At 61.2% G+C, this 20,154-nt stretch carries 16 protein-coding genes; 5 read left to right on the top strand and 11 right to left on the bottom strand.

The genetic code is table 11. The features are described 5' to 3' along the window. Positions 1 to 2 precede the first annotated feature (2 nt). Positions 3 to 359: an antibiotic biosynthesis monooxygenase gene (locus WJU17_RS09945; protein WP_346327170.1), complete on the top strand. Its 357-nt coding sequence runs from the start codon at positions 3 to 5 to the stop codon at positions 357 to 359. 74 nt (positions 360 to 433) lie between these two features. On the opposite strand, the gene WJU17_RS09950 is transcribed toward WJU17_RS09945, so the two are convergent. After that, the gene (locus WJU17_RS09950) at positions 434 to 1,213 is read right to left on the bottom strand and encodes an SDR family oxidoreductase (protein WP_346327171.1); all 780 of its coding nucleotides are present in this window, start codon (positions 1,211 to 1,213) and stop codon (positions 434 to 436) included. Positions 1,214 to 1,432: 219 nt separating this feature from the next. Here WJU17_RS09950 and WJU17_RS09955 point away from each other — a divergent pair, with 219 nt between their 5' ends. Beyond that, positions 1,433 to 3,922 (top strand): vitamin K epoxide reductase family protein, encoded by a 2,490-nt coding sequence (locus tag WJU17_RS09955; RefSeq protein ID WP_346327172.1) that lies wholly within the window; start codon positions 1,433 to 1,435, stop codon positions 3,920 to 3,922. Positions 3,923 to 4,032: 110 nt separating this feature from the next. On the opposite strand, the gene WJU17_RS09960 is transcribed toward WJU17_RS09955, so the two are convergent. After that, a complete protein-coding gene (locus WJU17_RS09960; protein ID WP_346327173.1) occupies positions 4,033 to 5,298 on the bottom strand; it encodes a cytochrome P450 in 1,266 nt (421 codons plus the stop codon). A gap of 202 nt (positions 5,299 to 5,500) precedes the next feature. Here WJU17_RS09960 and WJU17_RS09965 point away from each other — a divergent pair, with 202 nt between their 5' ends. From WJU17_RS09965 to WJU17_RS09975, 3 genes are all read left to right on the top strand, one after another. Further along, the gene (locus WJU17_RS09965; RefSeq protein ID WP_346327174.1) at positions 5,501 to 6,856 is read left to right on the top strand and encodes an MFS transporter; all 1,356 of its coding nucleotides are present in this window, start codon (positions 5,501 to 5,503) and stop codon (positions 6,854 to 6,856) included. Between the two features lie 20 nt (positions 6,857 to 6,876). After that, entirely contained in the window at positions 6,877 to 7,143 is a 267-nt protein-coding gene (locus tag WJU17_RS09970; RefSeq protein WP_346327175.1) for a hypothetical protein, read from the top strand. Between the two features lie 97 nt (positions 7,144 to 7,240). After that, on the top strand, positions 7,241 to 8,584 hold the full coding sequence (locus tag WJU17_RS09975; RefSeq protein WP_346327176.1) for an aromatic ring-hydroxylating dioxygenase subunit alpha: 1,344 nt from the start codon (positions 7,241 to 7,243) through the stop codon (positions 8,582 to 8,584). Between the two features lie 288 nt (positions 8,585 to 8,872). Here the strand turns inward: WJU17_RS09975 and WJU17_RS09980 are convergent, their stop codons facing one another. The 9 genes from WJU17_RS09980 to WJU17_RS10020 form a co-directional block, all read right to left on the bottom strand. Then, positions 8,873 to 9,214, bottom strand: coding sequence for a helix-turn-helix domain-containing protein (locus tag WJU17_RS09980; RefSeq protein WP_346327177.1), 342 nt, complete (start codon positions 9,212 to 9,214; stop codon positions 8,873 to 8,875). A 336-nt stretch (positions 9,215 to 9,550) separates the two neighbouring features. Then, entirely contained in the window at positions 9,551 to 10,816 is a 1,266-nt protein-coding gene (locus WJU17_RS09985) for a porin (protein ID WP_346327178.1), read from the bottom strand. Positions 10,817 to 10,996: 180 nt separating this feature from the next. Continuing rightward, positions 10,997 to 12,319, bottom strand: a complete 1,323-nt coding sequence (locus tag WJU17_RS09990) for a hypothetical protein (protein ID WP_346327179.1) — start codon at positions 12,317 to 12,319, stop codon at positions 10,997 to 10,999. Positions 12,320 to 12,712: 393 nt separating this feature from the next. Then, positions 12,713 to 13,663 carry a glycosyltransferase family 2 protein gene (locus tag WJU17_RS09995; protein ID WP_346327180.1) on the bottom strand — a complete coding sequence of 317 codons (951 nt, stop codon included), beginning with the start codon at positions 13,661 to 13,663 and terminating at the stop codon, positions 12,713 to 12,715. Then, positions 13,650 to 14,756, bottom strand: coding sequence for a hypothetical protein (locus tag WJU17_RS10000; protein WP_346327181.1), 1,107 nt, complete (start codon positions 14,754 to 14,756; stop codon positions 13,650 to 13,652). Before WJU17_RS10000 ends, WJU17_RS09995 begins: the two co-directional genes overlap by 14 nt. After that, entirely contained in the window at positions 14,753 to 16,633 is a 1,881-nt protein-coding gene (locus tag WJU17_RS10005) for an SLBB domain-containing protein (protein WP_346327182.1), read from the bottom strand. The genes WJU17_RS10000 and WJU17_RS10005 overlap by 4 nt, the downstream gene beginning before the upstream one ends. A gap of 74 nt (positions 16,634 to 16,707) precedes the next feature. Then, positions 16,708 to 17,700 carry an NAD(P)-dependent oxidoreductase gene (locus tag WJU17_RS10010; RefSeq protein WP_346327183.1) on the bottom strand — a complete coding sequence of 331 codons (993 nt, stop codon included), beginning with the start codon at positions 17,698 to 17,700 and terminating at the stop codon, positions 16,708 to 16,710. Further along, positions 17,697 to 19,433, bottom strand: coding sequence for a thiamine pyrophosphate-binding protein (locus WJU17_RS10015; RefSeq protein ID WP_346327184.1), 1,737 nt, complete (start codon positions 19,431 to 19,433; stop codon positions 17,697 to 17,699). The genes WJU17_RS10010 and WJU17_RS10015 overlap by 4 nt, the downstream gene beginning before the upstream one ends. Further along, positions 19,430 to 20,152 (bottom strand): hypothetical protein, encoded by a 723-nt coding sequence (locus WJU17_RS10020; protein ID WP_346327185.1) that lies wholly within the window; start codon positions 20,150 to 20,152, stop codon positions 19,430 to 19,432. The genes WJU17_RS10015 and WJU17_RS10020 overlap by 4 nt, the downstream gene beginning before the upstream one ends. Positions 20,153 to 20,154 lie beyond the last annotated feature (2 nt).

A 20,154-nucleotide genomic window follows, 5' to 3' on the forward strand; every position in this document is an offset into this window, starting at 1 on the left:
ACATGCCGCAGGTCATCATTCACGCCCATATCGATTTCGCCGACGAGGCCACGCGCGACGAGGCCGTGCGCCAGACCGCGCCGATCCAGTGGAAGACGCGCACCGAGGAAGCGGGCTGCCTGGAATATTGCTTCGCCGCCGACCCGTGCGTGCCGACCCGCGTCACCATCCACGAGTTGTGGGAAGACCATGACTCGCTGCACGCCCACTTCGCCCACCACTATTACGATCAGATGCGCAAGGTGCTGGGCGCGCTGAAGCCGACCGGCTCGTGGAACCGCATGTATGAAGTGGGACGCAACACGTCGGTGTATGAACCGGGCGGCGTGGTCCGCAAGAAGTTCTTCGAGGACGCCTGATCGCCCAACGGGCGCTCGGCGCTCGGCCTGGCGCGTCACGGACCCGTCCATGACGCGCCGCCGGCATCCGATCCCTAAAGCGTCGAGTTGACCTGACCACCGTCGATCAGCACGTTCTGGCCGACGAAGTATCCCGCCTGCGCCGAGCACAGGAAGGCGCAGGCCTCGCCGAACTCGTAGGGCGAGCCGAGGCGTCGCGCCGGGATGGTGCTGACCATGCCCGCCATCACCTCGTCCTCGTCCTTGCCCTGCTGCGCCGCCATGGCGCGGACCGGCACGCGGATGCGGTCGGTGTCGAAGGCGCCGGGCAGCAAATTGTTGATGGTGACGTTGTGTTCGGCCAGCTGCCGCGAAATACCGGCGACGAAACCGGTCAGGCCGGCGCGGGCGCCGTTGGACAGGCCGAGCGGCGCGATCGGCGATTTCACCGCCGACGAGGTGATGTTGACGATGCGCCCGAACTTGCGGGCGATCATGGGATCGACCGTCGCCTTGATCAGCTCGATGGCGCTGAGCATGTTGGAATCGATGGCCGCGATCCAGTCGTCACGGGTCCAGTCGCGGAAATTGCCGGCTTTCGGGCCGCCGCAATTGTTCACCAGGATGTCCGGCTCGGGACAGGCGGCAAGAACCGCGGCGCGGCCCGCCTCGGTCGCCACGTCGGCGACCACGGCGGTGACGCTGGCGCCGGTTTCGGCGCGGATGGCCGCGGCGGTTTCCTGCAGCGCCTCTTCGCCGCGCGCCGAAATGGTCAGCACGACGCCTTCGCGCGCCAGCGAGAACGCGCACGCCCGGCCCAAGCCCTTCGAAGCCGCATTGACGATCGCGGCACGGCCGCGGATGCCCAGATCCATTGAAAACCTCCCCTTGTGGATGTGACCGATCATCGGCCGATAGCCTGTCATATCGGGCAGTCCGCCAAGGCGCCAGCCGATACTTGTCCGGATTTGGCGGGAACAAAGCAGCGCTCCCTCCGGTTGTCTCACTAGACAGGAGGGTTCAATGGCAAGACACGCGGCGCGCCGAAACGACCAGGCCAGGAAAATCGACACCGGTCGCGGCCAGCTTCGGTGATGGACAATCCCGCAAAGGACAAGCCGCTCGTCGTCATCACCGGCGCGGCGGGCAATATCGGCCGCTCGCTGGCCGCCGCTCTCGCGCAGGACTACCGGATCGTCGGGTTTGACCTGAAGGACAGCGGGACCGATTTCCCCCTGATCGAGGTCGACATCACCAAGGATGACTCCGTGCGCGCCGGGATGGACCGGCTGCGATCGGAACACGGCGACGCCATCGCGAGCGTGATTCATCTCGCGGCCTTCTTCGACTTCTCTGGCGAGGAGAAGCAGGCCTACAAGGCGGTCAACGTGGAGGGAACCCGCCGACTGCTGCGCGCGCTGCAGTCCTTCGAGGTCGAGCAGTTTCTTTATTCCGGCACCATGCTGGTGCACGCGCCCGGCGAACCGGGCGAGGTCATCGATGAAAGCCAGCCCATCGAGCCGGGTTGGGCCTATCCCAAATCCAAGGCCGAGACCGAGGACGTGATCCGCGCCGAACATGGCGCCATTCCCTATGTGCTGCTGCATCTCGCCGGCGTCTATGACGAAACCACGTCGGTGCCCACCTTCGCGCACCAGATCGCGCGCATCTACGAACGGGATTTCCAGAGTCACCTCTATTCCGGCGCGACGGATGCCGGCCAAGCCATGCTCCACCGCGAGGACATGATCGACGCCTTCGTGCGGACCGTGAACCGCCGGGAGAGCCTGCCGCCCGACGCGGTCATCCTGGTCGGCGAAAGCGAAACGCTGGGCTATGACGCGCTGCAGGACCGGCTGGGCGCGCTGATCCATGGCGAGGATGAATGGACCACCATCCGCGTTCCCGCGACGCTCGCCGCCGTCGGCGCCTGGGCGCAGGACAAGGCCGAGCCGCTGGTGCCCGATGCCATCGATCAGGGAGAGCGGCCCTTCATCCAGCCTTTCATGACCCGGATGGCCAGCGACCATTACGCGCTGGACACGCGCCGGGCGCAGGAATGGCTCGGCTGGCGGCCCAGACACAGCCTGGCGGAGACCCTGCCCGCCATGGTCGACACGCTCAAGCGCGACCCGGCCGCCTGGTACGCCGCGAACAAGGTGCCGGCGCCCGAATGGCTCAAGGACGCCGAGGACGAGGGGCAGGACCCGGAAGCCTTGCGCGTGCGGTACGAGACCGTCCTTCGGGCCGAGCACCGGTCCACCCGCTGGGTCCATTTCGTCAACATGGCGCTGGGCCTGTGGCTGCTCACCCAGCCGGTCATGGTGCAGGTGACCGAGCCGCTGCTGTTCTGGTCCGAGATCGCCTTGGGCGGCCTCGTCATCGTCTTCGCGACCCTGTCGCTGTCCTGGCGGATGGGCTGGGCGCGCTGGGTCTGCGCCGGCCTGGGCGCCCTGATCATGGCCATCCCCTTCGTGTTCTGGACGACCAATCCCGCGGCTTTCCTGTCGGATACACTGGTCGGCGCGTTGATCTTCGGTTTTGCCATCGGCACGCGGCCGGAAGTCGGCCCGACGCCGACGTCGGCGCTGCACGGGCCGGAAAAGCCTCCCGGCTGGGACTTCAACCCTTCAAGCTGGACGCAGCGCCTGCCCATCATCCTGTTCGCGCTGGTCGGCCTGCTGGTGTCGCGCTACCTGGCCGCCTATCAGCTCGGCCAGATCGACGGCGTCTGGGAACCGTTCTTCGCGGGCTCACCGGATGACCCGCAGAACGGCACCGAGGAGATCATCACCTCGAGCGTGTCCGAGGCCTGGCCCGTGCCCGACGCGGCCATCGGCGGCTATACCTACGCCCTCGAGATCCTGACCGGCATCGTCGGCACGCAGAAGCGGTGGCGGACCATGCCCTGGCTGGTGCTGCTGTTCGGCCTGATGATCGTGCCGCTGGGCGTGGTGTCGATCTTCTTCATCATCATCCAGCCCATCGTCATCGGCACCTGGGCGACCCTGACACTGCTGGCGGCGGCGGCCATGCTCATCCAGATTCCCTATGCTCTGGACGAGATTCTCGCCACCGTCCAGTTCATGCGCCGCCGCGTCCGGGCCGGCAAGTCGTGGCTGCGGGTCTTCCTGTTCGGCGATACCGACGAGGGCGCCTCCCAGCCCCGCGACGAATTCGACCAGGCGCCCGGCGCCGTGGTCCGCGACATGTTCGGCGGCGGGGTAGGATTGCCCTGGAACCTGGCCGTTGCCGGACTGATCGCGCTGTCGCTGCTGTTCACCCGCCTCACTTTTGGCGCCGGCGGCGCCATGGCCGACATGGACCATCTGATCGGCGCCCTGTCGCTGACGGTGATTTCCATCGCCGCCTCCGAGGTGGCCCGGCCGGTCCGTTACCTGCTGATCCCGCTGGGATTGGCGCTGATCGTGGCGGCGTTCGCCACCGGCACGAGCGGCCTGCATCTGGTCGCCAGCCTCGTGGCCGGCGTGGCTCTGGGCGTCCTGAGCCTGCGGGGCGGGACCATCCACAACCATTATGGGGACTGGCGCACCGGATCGCGTCCGGTGCGGACCGCCTCGTAAACCCGATAAAGAAGATGAATCATGAGCCCCACGTCCCCGAACGAACATGCTGCCACCACGGGCAGCCTGCGCCAGGACATCGTGCTGGCGGTCGTCCTGCTGGTGCTACGTTAGGCGCGGTCGAAGCGCACGTGGATCTGTTTGAGCGCCCGGAGCCAGAAGCCCGGGATGTGGGTGTAATCATCCTTTTCCGGCACCGGCCTGAGGTTGTCCAGGCGATCGAGCAGCGCCGTCCATGCCAGGTTCTGCTCGAACCGGCTGAGCGCCGCGCCGGGGCAGATGTGCTCGCCGATGCCGAACGCCAGATGCGCCGCCGAGGCGCGGCGGTCCAGATCGGGCCGGTCCGGATCGGGATAACGCTCGGGATCGCGGTTGCCGGCGCCGTATCGGACATGAACCACGGCGCCTTTCGGAATGTCCACGCCGCGCAGGCACGTATCCTGGGCGGCGATGCGCATCAGGCCCTGGGTGGGCGATTCGATGCGTAGCGCCTCCTCGACGAAGATGCGGATCTTGGAGCGGTCGGCCTTCAGTTCCTCGTACACGTCCGGATAGCGGAACAGCAGCCACATGCCGCTGGCCAGGGCGAAGGTGGTGGTCTCGTTGCCGCCGGTCAGCAGATGGTCGCTGATGCCGATCACCTCGGCATCGGTCAGCTTGCGGGTCTCGCCCGTCAGCGGATCGTCGTAATCGGTGGTCGCCAGATGGCTGATGACGTCGTCGGTCGGGTTGACCCGCTTCTTCTGCGCCGTCTCGTGGATGTAGTGCTGGAATTCGATATGGGTGCGCACGCACTCCTTCTCTTCCTCCAGCGTCAGGCCGCGCGACCACGGCTTGACCCAAGCCGCCGACCAGCGCTTGAGCTGCGGCAGGTCGAGCCTGGGAAAGCCCAGCGCCTCGGCGATGATCGCCATGGGCAGCGGCTCGGCGAACTCGCGGATGAACTCGACCTCGCCCTTGTCGATCCAGCTGTCGATCAGCTCGTGGATGCGCGCATTGACCAGCGCCTCGCGCTTGCGCACCGCGGTCGCGGTGAAGAACGGGTCGATCAGCCCGCGGAACGAGCGGTGCTCGGGCAGATTGGTCGACAGCGGCATCAGCCGCGGCCAGCCTTCGCTATGGTATAGCGCCTGCGCCTCGGGATGCTGGATCAGCGTCTCCTGCGCCTCGGCCGAATAGTCGTTGGGAAAGCCGACGGGATCCTTCAGCACCCGGTCCAGATCGTCATATTTGGTGACGATGTACATGCCCAGATCAGCCATGTGATGGACCGGCGCGTCCCGGTGCAGCACCTCGTAGGCATCGAACCAGTTCTCCTGGACCTTCGGGTCCATGAAGTTGATTTCCTGCGGCGACGCGAACGGACATTTCGACATGGCGCTTCCTCCCTTGGTAGCTGCCGCCATCCTATCGTTCCCCCGGCGATGCGCGCCACGTGTTTCGGACGCGTGTCATACAAAAAATGCACGTGAGCAGAAAAAATACCGCGCAGCCTCGACGCGGCCCGCCAGACATGCGAGGCTTCGCTCCGGAGCCTTCACCTGACGCGGCGACACCGCGATCAGGGCTTGATGTGGCTTGGGTTCGGAGCGGGGAGGCTCGGGGACACTGTCGACGATTCAACAGCCTGACAACGTCGAGGCCGGCGAAAAGCCCGCCTGGTCCATCGGCGGACGGAACTATGTGCTGGTGCTGCTGACTTCGGTCGCCGCCATCAATTTCCTGGACCGCCAGATCCTGGGCGTGCTGCTGGAGCCCATCCGCGAGGAATTCGGGCTGGCCGACTGGGTGCTCGGCCTGCTGACCGGCTTCGCCTTCGCCGTGTTCTATGCCTCGCTGGGCATTCCCATCGCCGCGCTGGCCGACCGCTTCAGCCGCCGCAACATCATCGTCGTCTGCACCGGCATCTTCAGCGTGATGACCGCCGTGTGCGGCATGGCGCAGAACTTCTGGCACCTGTTCCTCGCCCGCGTCGGCGTCGGCATCGGCGAGGCCGGCACCATGCCCGCGTCCCAGTCCATGGTGTCCAACCTGTTCCCCATCGAGAGCCGGGCGACGGCCATGGGCCTGCTGGCGACCGGCGGCAATATCGGCCTGATGCTGGGGCTACTGATCGGCGGCTGGGTCAACGAATGGTGGGGCTGGCGGTGGGCGTTCGTCGCCGCCGCCGCGCCCGGCCTTTTGCTGGCCCTGACCATCTGGCTCACGGTCAAGGAACCGAAGCGCCCCCACAACCCGGCCGTCGATCCGGCCGCCCGGCCCCATCTGGTCAAGGAGACCCTTGCCAGCATCGCCTACATGGCGCGGGTGCCGTCACTGCGCTGGTTCACGGCGGGCGGCGCGCTCTATGGCCTGACGGGCTACGGCCTCTATACCTTCATGCCGTCCTATTTCATCCGCTATCACGACCTGAGCACGGGCGAGGCCGGCACCGTCATCTCCATCATGACCGGCGTCATCGGCGCCATCGGCACCTTCGCGGGCGGCTGGTTCTGCGCCAGGCTGGCGCGGCGGCACGGCATGCACTGGAACGGCTGGCTGCCGGCCATGGCCATCCTGCTCAGCGCGCCTTTCATGGTCACCATGCTGCTGTCGGACAATACCTGGCTGGTGATCGGCCTGTTCGTGATGCCGGGATTCCTGTCCAGCGTCTACGCTGGCCCGACCTGGGCGATCATCCAGGAACTGGTCGCGCCCGGCCGCCGGGCCATGGCCGCCTCGGTCTACATGCTGATCTTCAACCTGATCGCCCTGGGCCTGGGCCCGGTGTTCACCGGCACGGTCAGCAGTGCCATCCAGCCCATGGTCGGCGACCAGTCGCTGCGCTACGCCATGGTCGCGGTGGTCGCGATCAGCCTCGCCGGCGCCTTCGCCTATTTCATGGCCGGCCGCACGGTGACCCGCGACCTGGAGAAATTGCGCGCGCAGTTGTGATGGTGACGGGTGTTATCGGGATGATCGCCTATGACGGCTACCTGGAATGGCGTCTCGACAGTTACGATACAAACGGCGATGGCGTGTTCTCACCGGATGAACAGAGCCTCGGCCAAAGTGAGGCGATGGATGGTGTCGTCAACGGCTTGGGTAGAACAGTTTTCGTAACAGTCTCCTGGCCCCTGATCTCGCTGATTCATTTCGGCGTGCTCTATGTGTCGACGAAGGTCTCGCGCCGCCATGCCTCGTTAACCAACGCATGGAGCCGCAGATTTGGCCGAGGCTGAATTCTCATTGACAGTGTTGGATCGAGAGGTACGCTGCCTATAGATGGTGTTCAACTGATCAAGATCTTTGGTGGTTGACCCACAGGGGAGACGGACCATGACCGAGATCATCACGCACCCATTGGCTGTCAACGGCAAGGACCCTCGCAACCTGCGCGGCGATCCCATCACCCAGGAGCGATACTACTCTCGCGACTGGATGGAGCGAGAGTGGGACCACCTCTGGACCCGGATCTGGCACATCGCCGGCCGCGAGAATGAACTGCCGGAACCCGGCGACTACATCGTCCACGACTTCATGCATGAGTCGGTGATCATCGCGAGACAGCCCGACGGGTCTCTGAAGGGCTTCTACAACGCCTGCGGCCATCGCGCTCAGAAGCTGGTCCGCGGCAACGGGTCTCAGGACAGCTGGACCTGCGCCTACCATGGCTGGGTCTGGGGCCTGGATGGCAGCCTGCTTGATGCCTGCGACCGGGACGATTTTCCCCAGGGCGACCCCGTCGGGAAGGTTCGGCTGATCGAGGTAAGGGTGGATACCTGGGGCGGCTTCGTCTGGTACACCATGGACAACGAGGCGCCGCCGCTGCTCAAATACCTTGAGCCAATCCCCGATATCCACAGGAATTTCCCGCTGGAGAAGCTGGTGCGCATCCTCCGGGTGCGAGTCGAGTTGAACTGCAACTGGAAATTCTCGACCGACAATTTCAACGAATCCTACCACACCCGCACCGCCCATCCGCAGGTGCCGCCAATCATCGACCAAGATCATTTCACCTCGCGCTACGAGATGTTCCCCAACGGCCACGCGCGAATCATCCAGATGGGCCGGCCTTCCCTGCGTGACCGGCTGCCCGAAGGCGTACCGCACCCGTTCGACGACCAGCTCCGCGCCTGGGATATCGACCCGGCGCGCTATGCCACCTTCGAGGAGAAGGTGATGCGGGGCTGGCACGACCTGAAGGAGGCCAAGCGCAAGCTGGGCCCGGAGCGCGGCTACGGCCATTTCGCTCAACTCACCGACGAAGAAATGACAGAAAGCCCGTTCGGCGTCGTATTTCCCAACATCGCCTTCGGCGCCAACGCCGAAGGCATGGGCTTCTTCCGCTGGGAGCCGCACCCGGACGACCCGGAGAAGTGCTTCTTCGACCTGTGGGAGTTCGCCTATCCAGCCAAGAACAGCTATCGAGGCCGTCTTACCCAGACCACGCTGGAGATGAAGGAGGCCGAGTTGGATTTCCGTGTCTACACCGGCCCCGAGGCGGTCGCGGATCTAAGTGATCGAGTGGTGTTCCAGGATTGGGGCCTCAGTCCGGGCCAACAGGCCGGCTGGCGGTCGCGCGGTTACCAGGAACCATACCTGGCCGCCCAGGAAACCCGCGTGCGCCGCTTCCACGAGGTATTGCACGACTACCTTGCAGGTAAACCGCCGGGACGGTGACGTCGCTCAAGAGAGCGGTTCATCGACGGACAGGAGCAAAAGACGTGGCGACGACATGATGTCGTGCGTCTTCGCTTCGATCATGAGCTGCAGGAAAAGCCGCTAACGGCACCGGCATGGCGAGGCTGTTTCGCGCCGCCGTAAAATCAAAACATGAAATGAAAACAATCAGACAGTCTGGCTGTGGACGCAGTCTGCTGCGAACCGGTCTCCCCGTCGTATCCCGTGAGCATTCCCTGTTATTAGCGATTAACAGGGTAGATTTCATTTTTCCCGGCCACTCAAACCTCAAATCGCCCTCATTTCCCCAGCGTTTCCGCGGGCTTTCGGCCGGAGAGCGCGAAACTCGTCCCAGATCCACTGCGCCAGATCGGCAAGCCGCCAGCGCACCACGCCATGCGCCGCAGGGATCGGGCCGGCCTCGACGATCTCGGCGTGCCGGGCACGTTGCTCGGCGTTAAGGATCGGGGCCCGCCCCGGAGCCTTGCGCGTTGCCAGACCATTGGGAGCGCTCGCATTGAACCGGAGTACCCAGTCGCGCACGATCTGCAGGGTTGCGCCGGCAATCCTCGCCGCTTCGCCCGGTCTCCCGCCGTCGAGGATCAGGGCTACCGCCAGCAGACGCCGCACCTGATCCGCATCCCCACTGCGTCGCGCAAATCGACACAAATCCGCCGATGTGTAGTCAGACCGAACCCCAATCGCCGCTGCCATCGCAAGCCTCCACGTGATTGCAACGTCGAATCAGCTTTTCAGCAACTTGGGACCCCCTGCGTGAGTCAGGTTCAGTGCGCAGTGGTATTAGAGAGCGTAGAAACCGGCACTTCAAGGAGGACCATTTTCCAGGCGCAGACCAGAGCGGGTCAGCGGGCTGGGCTCACGAAGGTCAATAACCCATGCCGTTGGTATGAAACGACACTTGCCAGTCGATTCAGCACGGCAGGCATCTTCCTTTGACCCGAGCAGTTAAAAGACCTGTAATCGAACCATGAAGGTATTGATACTGTTGCGGGCGAGTTGGTCGACCACGTTGGACTCTCCCGTGACAGGATTGCGCAGATCGAGAGCGTCACGAACCTCCGACCGCTGATAGTTGAACTTCACCACCACGTGATCGTTGATATACCAGTTCAACCCAGCGATATAGCCGAGCTGTTCGCCGCCATATTGGTGGGTCGCGTCGCCCACGAGTTCCACATAGTCAATGCGGATGTTGACCATCCAGGCGCCCCATCCGCCCTGAAAGACCGGCCGCAAAACATTGGTGCGAACCAGCGCGCCCTGCCTGTAGCCGCGCTCCTCACCGGTGATAAACCAGCCGAGACCAAGGTAACCGCCCTCGTAGGTGGACCGAGGCTGACGGAAGTCCCCTTTGATCTGCAGGTCGTTGAGCCTAAGCCAACCATATTCGGATTCCCAAAAGAACGGCCCATGGAAGGCCGCCACCTCCACGCCGAAGAACAGATCGCCGCCAACGCTCAACTCAAGCGTGTCATTGTAGTAGAGCTTCGAGATGCGCGAGAGCGGCCGAAGACGGTAGCGGACGAAATTGCTGGCCGAGGGATTTCCGTAGTTGCGGTAGAGGATCGACGCACCGAGGTGCAGGCGCGTATCCCAGAATTCGGGGAACGTCGCGAACCGTCCGGCGATGGCATAGCCGTGACTGTCCGATTTGATCCCTGCCTTGTCGAGAGACGGGCCTCCCTCGTAGAAGCCCACATCTGCCCGAACAAACTCGTCCAGCCAGGTGAGTGAAACACCAAGTTTGTGCTCAAAGCCGTAGCCCTCCGAAAAGGAGTTCGGCTCAACGAGCGTCAGATTGCGTAGATCGGAGAAGTTCTCGAGGCCATTCGGCGTCTTCATGTTGCCGACCGTAATCTGCAGCGGCCGGAACCCAGCATACTGCACATATGCCTCCTCCAACTGCAGGTCGTCATCGTCGACCACCACGCCTTCGGCCTTAAAGCGAAAATCATCCCAAAGCGTGCCGTCGAGAACGAGACCGAACTTCCTCAATTGTACATCGCTCGTGCTCTGCTTATCGTACTTGTCTGAAATATGGCCGAAATCGACCATCAACAGGCCAGAAAGCCGGGCCGAAAACGGTCCATCGGCAAACCACACGGAAGGATCTAGATTCCACTGATCGTCGGCCTGGGCACAGGCTGGGTACCCAAGCACCATGGTGCCCGCCACGATACTCAGCCATACTCCCAACTGTCCCAGCCGCATCCAATCCTCCCGTTTCTATTCAGCCTTGTCTGTCGTTCGGCCCGGAGGCGTCAGACACTGTGGCTACTTTTGCAAACTCTCCGCCTCAAGCATTCCAGTCGCATCCGGCGCCAGTTTGACGAACCGCGTTCCCCGATGTCAACGAGGGGCCGCCAGGCTGCATCGTCGTATCAGCGCCACCTAGTCCGCTGCTGGCTTCGCCACCGCTGCCGGTGCCCCAGGCGCGACGGAGGCGAAGGTGTTTCTGTAGAGCTGCCGCAAGCTGTCCGCGGCCAGCAGAATTAGGATGATCTGCAGCAGCGCTGGTCGCAGCAACGAACCCAGCCCCACCCCGAACTGAAGATAAACCGGCCGCTGCGCATAATAGCTGTAAGCCGGAAATGACGGCACCGTCCCGAATGTGAATTCGGCGGGAATGGCCAGTATATACGCGATCACCAAGGCAACCTTCTGGAAGGGACTGTGCCATTTCTCCATAAATACGAAGTAAAGCAGAATTATCTGCGTGTATCCGCCCGCCTCAACCGAAATCAAGGTAAATCCGATGCACAAAAGCGCCAGCCTCGTGGTGCTCAAGGTGCCGGAACGAAAGAATGACCACATGCACGTCGCGATGATGAGAAGCTGGGTCGAGCGTAACAGCAGAGGAACAACAACCTCCATGATCTCGACCCCGGTAGATCCCACGAAGTGCGTCAGCGGGAATGGCCCCTGCGCAAGCGAGACCATCGGGATGTAGGTCCCTGAATACCAGAGATCCAGAACATTGACGGCCTGATAGAAGCCCTCGAAATCGACGATATTGCGATAAAGGGCAATTGGTGAGCCATCGCCAAGGATTATCCATGTGACGGCATAGACGGCCACGACGGCTATCACGCAACCTTCGAAGCGCGACCATCGTCGCTTAAGCAGGTGCGGCGCGAGCGACGCGATGAGATATGGCTTGAAATTGATGGCGATCGCCGTCGCGATCCATCGAAAGCGCGCGGAGGAAACGATGTTGCCGAACGCCAGCACCACGAAGGTGAAGCAAACGATCAGCAACTGGCCCCGGTTCAATGTATAGAGCATGGGCAACCCCATGCTGGCGGCTATGGTGCGCCACAAGGCGGTGCGGGGGTCCAGCTTGAAATAGGAGCGGCCCACCAGGAAAATATTGAGGATGAAGAAACCGTGCAAAGTTGCGAGACCAACCCAATCGCACAGCCGTGCGAGACCAGGCGTGGAGGTCTCGTAGCATTCACCGAGGGAAAATATTTTCAGAAAGACGAAGGAGATCGGCGGGTAGATCGTGTTGAACGTGTCGTATGCGCCTCCCACATTGGCCCAATAGGAGACGTTGAACCAGTCCATGTAGGTATCGTCAACGGCGTAGAAGAAGGGCTGCGGAAGGAACAATTCCTCGGTCAGAAACCACAAGGAGTGGGCGATTCCCACAAGGACGAGAATCGCCAGGACAGGCTCAAGGATCAGGTTCAGCGGGCGCTTGCCATTAGACATGGTGATGATCGCCGCGGCGCTGAAAGACTCCGTATCTGAGGACAAAAAATATGATGAGCGACCCACATAAGGCGGCTGCGATGCCCGCAATGTACGGCGAGCTCACAATAAAGCTGGTCAGATATAGCAAGAAGACATTCAGAATTCCGCTCAATACATACACTAACGCAAAGCGGAATTTATTTCCGGGCCCCCGGAAGGCGTGCATACTATAGGTAAAGTAGTTGAAAATGACACCGATTACATGTGCGACTATCTGCGCATAATACATATTGAAGCCAAAATATATCAGTGCCGCATATAGGGAGATCCCGAAGATCGTGTTAACGATCGCGGCCTGATAGAACCGGATAACCGTATACAGGGACTCCTTCGAAAAACGTACCGGGACCTTCATTGTGTCTGACCGAGATTGATTCGCTCCTTTTCGACGACCAACGGCGTGCGGCGGGTGCGTTCGGAGATCAGACGAATCTGGTCGCCCAGAAGCCCGAGGAAGATCAGCACCACGCCGACATTGATTTCTATGATGGCCCACAGGAATAGCGGCCAAGCTGAATGGTCGCTAATAAGCACCACAGCGCCAATCAGGAGCAGGACAAGCCCAAGCAGTCCGCTGAGAATACCGAGATAAACGGGAAGCCGCAGCAGCCTCTTCCCCATGCCAGCCAGCGCGGACATGGAAAAATCCAGCAGGGTGAAGAAGTTGTTGTTGGATTTGCCGCCGGCCCGGCCGGGTCGATCATAGGGGATGAGCGTTAGCGGGTATCCGAACTCGACCAGAAGTCCGCGAAAAAAGGGTTCGGGCTCGTCAATGGCGGACAACGTGTCCACGACCTTGCGGTCGTAGAGGCCGAAGCCCGTCGCGTGGGGAATGACAGGATGGTCGAAGAAGCGGTTGGAGAACGAATAGGCGAGATGCCGGAACACCCCCAGCATGAAACCGTTGCGTTCCGTTTTCCGGACACCGAGAACGATCATCGCGCCGTCGCGCCATGAACGAATGAATTCAGGTATCAGCGCCGGTGGATCCTGAAAATCCGCGCACAGATTGATCACCGCCGCGCCGCGGGCCTGGTAGATGCCGTAGGTGGGTGATCGCATCTGCCCGAAATCATTCTGGTTGGCGATCAGGTTGATCCGGGGATCGTCTTGGCACATCGCCTTGATCACCGCCACCGTACCGTCGGTCGACGCGTTGTCGATGAATATAAGCTCAAAACTAACTTGCAGTTTCTCAAGCTCCGCGATCACCGCGGTCGCAATCGCCCTGGCGTTCTCTACTTCGTTTCGTGTCGGGATAACGACGGAAATCTCTGGAGCAGGACGGTCAGTTCGTCGCATGATCGCGGGACTCCCGTAAACCGGCCTTGGGATTAAAGAGATTAAATTCCATCGCTGCGGCGATCGCCAGGGTGAGTGCGAGCAGGGAGAGCGGGATGAGATTCAACTGGTAGCCAGGGTCGAGATACGGTCGCTCGATGATGCGCAGGTTACCGTTAGAGACCAGATCCTCAAAAGTCGTACCGTCGATGAGGCGCTTATAGGTCTTATACAGATCCAGCGAATATTCGAGTTCCCGCAGAAGGTCCTCGAATTCCTTACGCCTCTCGATCGTCCAGTCGACCGACTGGTACCGATCGGCGGTCGATGCGGTATAAAAGGTGATCAGTCGCTCGAGCTCGGCGATTTCGGCTTGGATCGTCTGGACCTGATAGCTGTTATTGGTCTGGAATTGCCGCATGACCTCCAACTGGCTCTGCTTGTCTCGCAGCAGATTCCGCAAACCCGGCACCCGGTCGGCGGCGGTGCTCAACGCACCGTCGGGAGCAGGTAGCCCATACTTCTTTCCGAACTCGGCTAGATCCGCTTCCGCCTTATCCTTACGCTCGCTCGCTTCAATGAAACGATTGCGCAGCACTTCTCGCTTGAAAGCTGTCTGGTCGCGTATCAATTGTCCGGCTTGGGCGCGAATCACGTCCGAATAGACTTGCACGAGTTGTAATGCGAACTGGGGATCATGAGTCTTCGCCTCGATTTGGACCATGCTGCCGCGCAACGCGCGCAACGTGACGATCCGATCCAGCCGGCGCATCATGTATGAGGTGTTTTCCGTATCCCAGCGGTCAGAGAGATTCAGCTGCTTAATCACTTCCTCGCGGACCTGGACTCCCCGGGACAACTTCAGCAACACATCGACAACCTGTTGTGACCCGATGAGGCCAGCGAACGCGCCAACGGTGCCGGCCGCCGCAGCCAAGCCGCCCGTGGTCTGGTCGGCGGGTGTCAGCGTGACATAGGCCTTGTAAGGACGGGGGAAGACTGTCAGGACGGCGAGGACCACCGCCGCGGCGCCGAACAGGAAGCGCCGCTTTCTGGCCTCGGCGAACCACGGCCATCGGAAAACGTGGCCCATTATCCCGTGGTACGGCGTCATTGTGCCAGCACCGCGAAAGCGGCCGCTCCCAGTCCAAGTTGACCGACGATTACGCTGATGTCCCGGATTTTCGACCAAGCCGACGAATACTGCGCCTTCACGGGCACGAACACCAGATCCCCAGGCAGCAGCATCTCCTTCAGTGCCCCCCTATTCTTGGGAATGACGTCCCCATTGGCCCGCAGCAGGAAAATCGAGCCTTTGTCCGCAGTGCGGGTAGCCCCGCCCGCCCGGTCTACCAGTTCCCTGACCTCCAGACTCATGTCAAGCTCGAATGATCCCGCGCGATAGACCGCGCCGAAGACGCCCACGGTGGTCGGCCGGGGGGGGATATAGATGTGGTCGTTGTTTTCCAAGGTCATGGTCGAGGGCAACGTCGCAGCCCCGGGAACCATGGACAGTACAATTCGACCGTCTGGCTGAGTTTCCCTGAGCTTGGCGAGTACGGCCTGCGCCGCCGCCTGCTGCCTCGCCGCAGCCCCGGCATCCATGAGGTCATTACCTCTCAGCGGCGCGCTCAAAAGTGCGATTTCGAGCTGATTGATCGCTTCCTGATAACTCTCTCGCTGCTGTTCGCGCACGGAAACACGCCGGAACTTGGTGCCGTAGACGAATGCCTTGTCGGTAAGGCCGCCCGCCATCACCACGACATCACGCATCGGCGTGTTGGGAGCTACATAGTAGTCGCCCGGCCTCTGGACCTCGCCGTCGATCCGGACGAGTACGGCCTGCTGTTCGAGGGGGCGAGCGATGCTGCCTACGGAGAGTATCTGTACGATGTCGCCGGTCTGCACCGGCATCGCAGCAGCTTCGGCCATGGTGATTTCACGGCTGCCTACGGTCTGCAGATATTCGACTCGATAAAGCAGCACCCGCTCGGCATTGGCGAGCGAATTCAGGCCACCCGCATATCGGTCGATCACATCCGCGATCGATTCACCTGGTTTGGCCTCGTATATCGCCTCCTCATTGATGCTGCCCGATACTGCGATCTGGAACCCGACCGGCGGGATTACGATAACGTCCTCGTTTTCCAGCACGACGTCCTGCGACTGATCGCCAGAGCGCAACAGCGTATACAGGTCGAATTCCTTGATCAGGTTTCCTGCGCGGATGAGCTGGATTGACCGGAAACTTCCACCTCCAGAAGGACCGCCCGCAGCGAGGACGGCGTTGACCAGAGTCGAGAGGCTGCTGACCGTGTAGGCGCCGGGCTGATTTGCATAGCCGGTGACGTAGACCCGCATGCCTCTTAGCTTGGGAATGGTCACCGTCACATCGAATTTGCGATAGCGAGTTCCCATCGACTTGCTGACGACGCCCTGCAGGTCGGCGTAACGGGTTCCCGCCACTTTCACGCGGCCAACAGTGGGAATGAAAACGGTTCCATCGCGGTCCACCTTGACATCGAAGTTGGCCTCCACGCTGCCCGTCGATCTCACAGACAGCCAGTCGCCCGGATTGACCATGTAGGAAGGCGGGATGGTGGTGGACGGGGATACGGCGAAATCCCGCGACTGTGGCACGAGCAGGTTGGACCCGAAGCGAATGACTTTGCGACCCAACTGACGTTCTACGTAACGCTCGAACTCACCTGGTTCCGCCGGCTTCGCAGGTGTTGCACGGTCTAAAGGCGAAAGGTCGGCATCGAGCAAACGGTCACCGGAGATTTCGACGGGCCCGCTCACCAGAGGCGTCGTGAGCGTCTCCGTATCAGAAGCATTATCGCGATCGCGGTCGCGATATGTGTTCCGGCTGCGCTCGCCGTTCGCCCCGCGCTGCTGATCCTGGTAGTCGTTCTGTTGTGTTCGCTGAGTGTCATACTGTGCATGCGCGGGCGGCGCGATGGATGAGACGCAAGCGATGGCCAGGCCCATGAGGCACCAGAACCTGAAATCGTGTACGTCAGCCCACAATTTGCGTAAGAGCCACGACGGACTAGTCGTTGCCATCATGGAATAGTCACTCCTATCAGTCTGCTCATAATCCTGCGCAGCGACTGCTCGACCGTGAATGAAATTTCGAGCCCCAGTTGCCGGCGCGCCTTCGCTACGGACGGAACATAACGATCCGCCGCGTCGGAAGCGAGCGCAGGAATCTCCGCAGTGGTTCGGAACACATCCGCTGCGGTGAGAGCAATTTCCTGGACTGTCAAGCTCTCGTCTGACCCGACATTGAATACTGGGCAGGTTACATCTGCGGCGGTCACCATCGTCATCAGCCACCGCACAAGATCATCCGCATGCATATAACTACGATACACGGGATGCCTCGCGTGTACCGTGATCGGGCGGCCAGCGACGCCGGCAGCGATGAAATTGCCGATCGCGAAATGCTGGTCGCGGGGCAGGTAAACGCCGACAAAAGCAAAGCAGCGGGCGATGGCCACCTTGAAACCATCGTTTCCGAGACGGGCGATCTGCCGTTCGACCTCCCGCTTGGCTTCCGCATAGTCCCGCTTGTAGGCGACCATGTCATCCACGTCGCCAAAAGCGGAGGTTTCATCGATGTGTGTCACTGTATCCGGCTGCTGACCATAGACGGCACCACTGCTTGTGTAGAGTATCCGTGCCGCCGCCAAATCGGTCCGTGCAATGCGCTTGAAGTTCTCAACCGAGGCCAGGATGTTGGCTCGCTCGCTCTCGGCGTTCGTGACGTAACGCCGGGCATCGCTGGAGGTCGCGGCGTGAATTACCAGATCGGCCTTGGGCAGGATGCTACAGCGAGAGACGTCCGCGTCCAAGAGCCGCAACCCGGGACTCATCAGCTCCGGATGGGCAGTGGCGAGCGCGCTTGCGTGCCGCGCAACGACAATGATTTCCCTAATTCTCCAAGGGGCGAGCGCGCCACGACTAAACGCGTCCAAGAAGGATTTGCCAAAAAATCCCGACCCTCCGATGAGCATAAGGGTCTGCTCAGACGGACCTGGCTGCAGCGACGTCACCGATTTTCCAGGTAGTCGATTTCCGGCGTCATCCGATCAATCGGATTCGACTCCATTGATCCGCTTGCAGTGATCCGGCTGGAAATTTTGGGGAAATAGGTCTGCTCAGGATCGATGGGAACAATGAACGCCGCAGGCCCTTCACTGTCCATCATCTCCCTGAATGTCGCGGATCGTTCGAAATCGAGCGGCAGCGACATGACCGGAATCGACCACGCTCCGAACACCTTTTCCCAATGTGGCAGACCAAGCCCCGAAGGACGGTCGCAGCCGAGATATTTACCGTTAAAGTAATTCCGTTGCGTCATCCGGATGGATGCGTGGCCCTGGTCGTGGAAAATATATATTTTCAGGTTGCACCGGTTGATGTCGACCGTCCCCAGCTCCTGCAGGTTTTGGGCAAAGCCGCCATCGCCTTCGATCAGAATGGTGCGGCGCCTTCCCGCACCGGCGAGCGAGGCGCCGATGGCGCCTGACAGTCCATAGCCCATCGACGCCAACGATTTGTTGGTCAGAATCCGCTGCCCATACTTCTGCCGGTAGAGCTGCATCGACAGCGTGAACGCGCTGCCGCTGCTGCACGGGATGATGAAGTCATCCGGGCGTGTCAGGGGCTCCAGCCGCAGAATGAAATCGTAGGGCGAGATGTATCCCTGGCCGGTCTGGTTGACGTCCTCAACGCGCGGAATCGCATTGCGGATGGTTTGGGCGTGTTCGAGCCATCCGTCCTTGGGCGCCAGATCGGCGGCGGCGAATCGCCTGAGCAAGTCGTCCGCGTCGACCTGCAATTGCCAGTCCGTGGACGGATGTCCCTTGTGGAGTTCGCTTTCATCGATGTCGACGTGGGCGATACGCGCGCCGCGTCCGAATTCCTGCCAGTTGAAGCCCGTCTGCTGGAGGCCTAGGCGAGTCCCCAACGCCAGTATGAAGTCCGACCGCTGGATTATAATGTTGGCGCTACGCTGCCCCCAGGTGTTTGGGCGGCCTAGATAATTGGGATCGTCACCACCAAGCCGGTCTGCCCCATTATACGTCGTCATACTGGGGATTCGCTTGGTGAGGAACTGATCGCGCACCTGCGTCATCGCCGCGTAGGAGACGCCTCCTCCAATCAGCACGATGGGTCGCGCGGCCGCGTCGTACGCCGCCACCAGCTCATCGAGGACAGCGTCGGTTGCGGTTGGCAGCGCCGAATTCCGCTTCGCCGGCAACGGCTGTTCTTCTACTTGGATCGCCTGAACGTCCAGCGGAATCTCCAGGAATACCGGTCCTTTGCGCGGCTCCCAGCTTGGACTGATAATGTCGAGAAACTCCTCTGCGGTCGCAGGCGCAAGCAGCCTGTGCGCCACCTTGCATGTGGAAGCCACCAGCGCGACCCCGTCGACCTCCTGGATACCGCGGGACCGCATTCGCTGATTGGCCAAGTCCGTAGTCTTGACCTGGCCTCCGATCACCAGCAGCTCACGGCTTTCCAGAAAAGCGCCCGAGAGCGCCGTTACGATGTTCGTGAGGCCAGGTCCCGCCGTCACCAGCGCCAGGGCTTTAGCCGGTGCCGCCAGCTCATTGAAATATTCCGCGGCAATCCCTGCCGCAACCTCATGTACAACGGGCACACCGGTCAGATAACGATCGAGGCTTTCGGTGAGATGCATAATATTGCCTCCCCCGACGAAGAAATAGTGACTATATCCGGCATCGCGAAGCCACTGCCCAATCTGGTCACTGTATTTCATGCGTCAACCGCCCCGCTCAATTGATCTATCATCACCTTGGTCAGGGAACTGATGATACTGAATATTTGATCTGCATTCATACTGTCGGGGCCGCCTTCGTCATATCCCCAGTTTGCATGTAGCGCCAGATGCGTCAGACCATTGAATGGCTCCAGGTGAGCCCTCATGTCGTCGACGTAGACACAAAAGCAGCTCTCCGCTTGTAACCATCCCGCTTGCTTTGCCACGGCGACCTTGGACCCGTAGCGACGAACGTCTTCCTGTCCGAAGATTTCGACGTCCCCAGCGTCGAAATAGCGCAACGTGCCCCTAATCGAGTCCACGTTGCGCGTGGATAGGATGGCAAAATGCTGAGGATACCGCTGTAGCAGCGGTCGCATGAGAAAGAAAAACTCATACGGCGACATAATCTTCGGCCAGTCCGGCTCCGCCATAATCTCCTCCCTGGCGGCGAAGAAGGCCCGGGAGAACTCCCAATCCTCGCCGTCCGGGACGATCGTTCGAAGATCAGCGATGGCGTTGGGCCGCTTGGCGGGGTTGTAAAGCTGGTTATATTGCCAAGCATCCGTCACCATCGACCGGAATACCAGAAACTCTTCGAAGCTCACATCCCCACGCAAGGCAGTATTGGCTTTGGCGTGCTGGCTACAGACAGAATAGGCTTCGAACGCCGTATCAAACAGCACACCGTCAAAGTCGAGGATGCATTTGAATTCCATCC

The sequence above is a fragment of the Iodidimonas sp. SYSU 1G8 genome (assembly GCF_039655775.1).
Classification (GTDB): domain Bacteria; phylum Pseudomonadota; class Alphaproteobacteria; order SMXS01; family SMXS01; genus RI-34.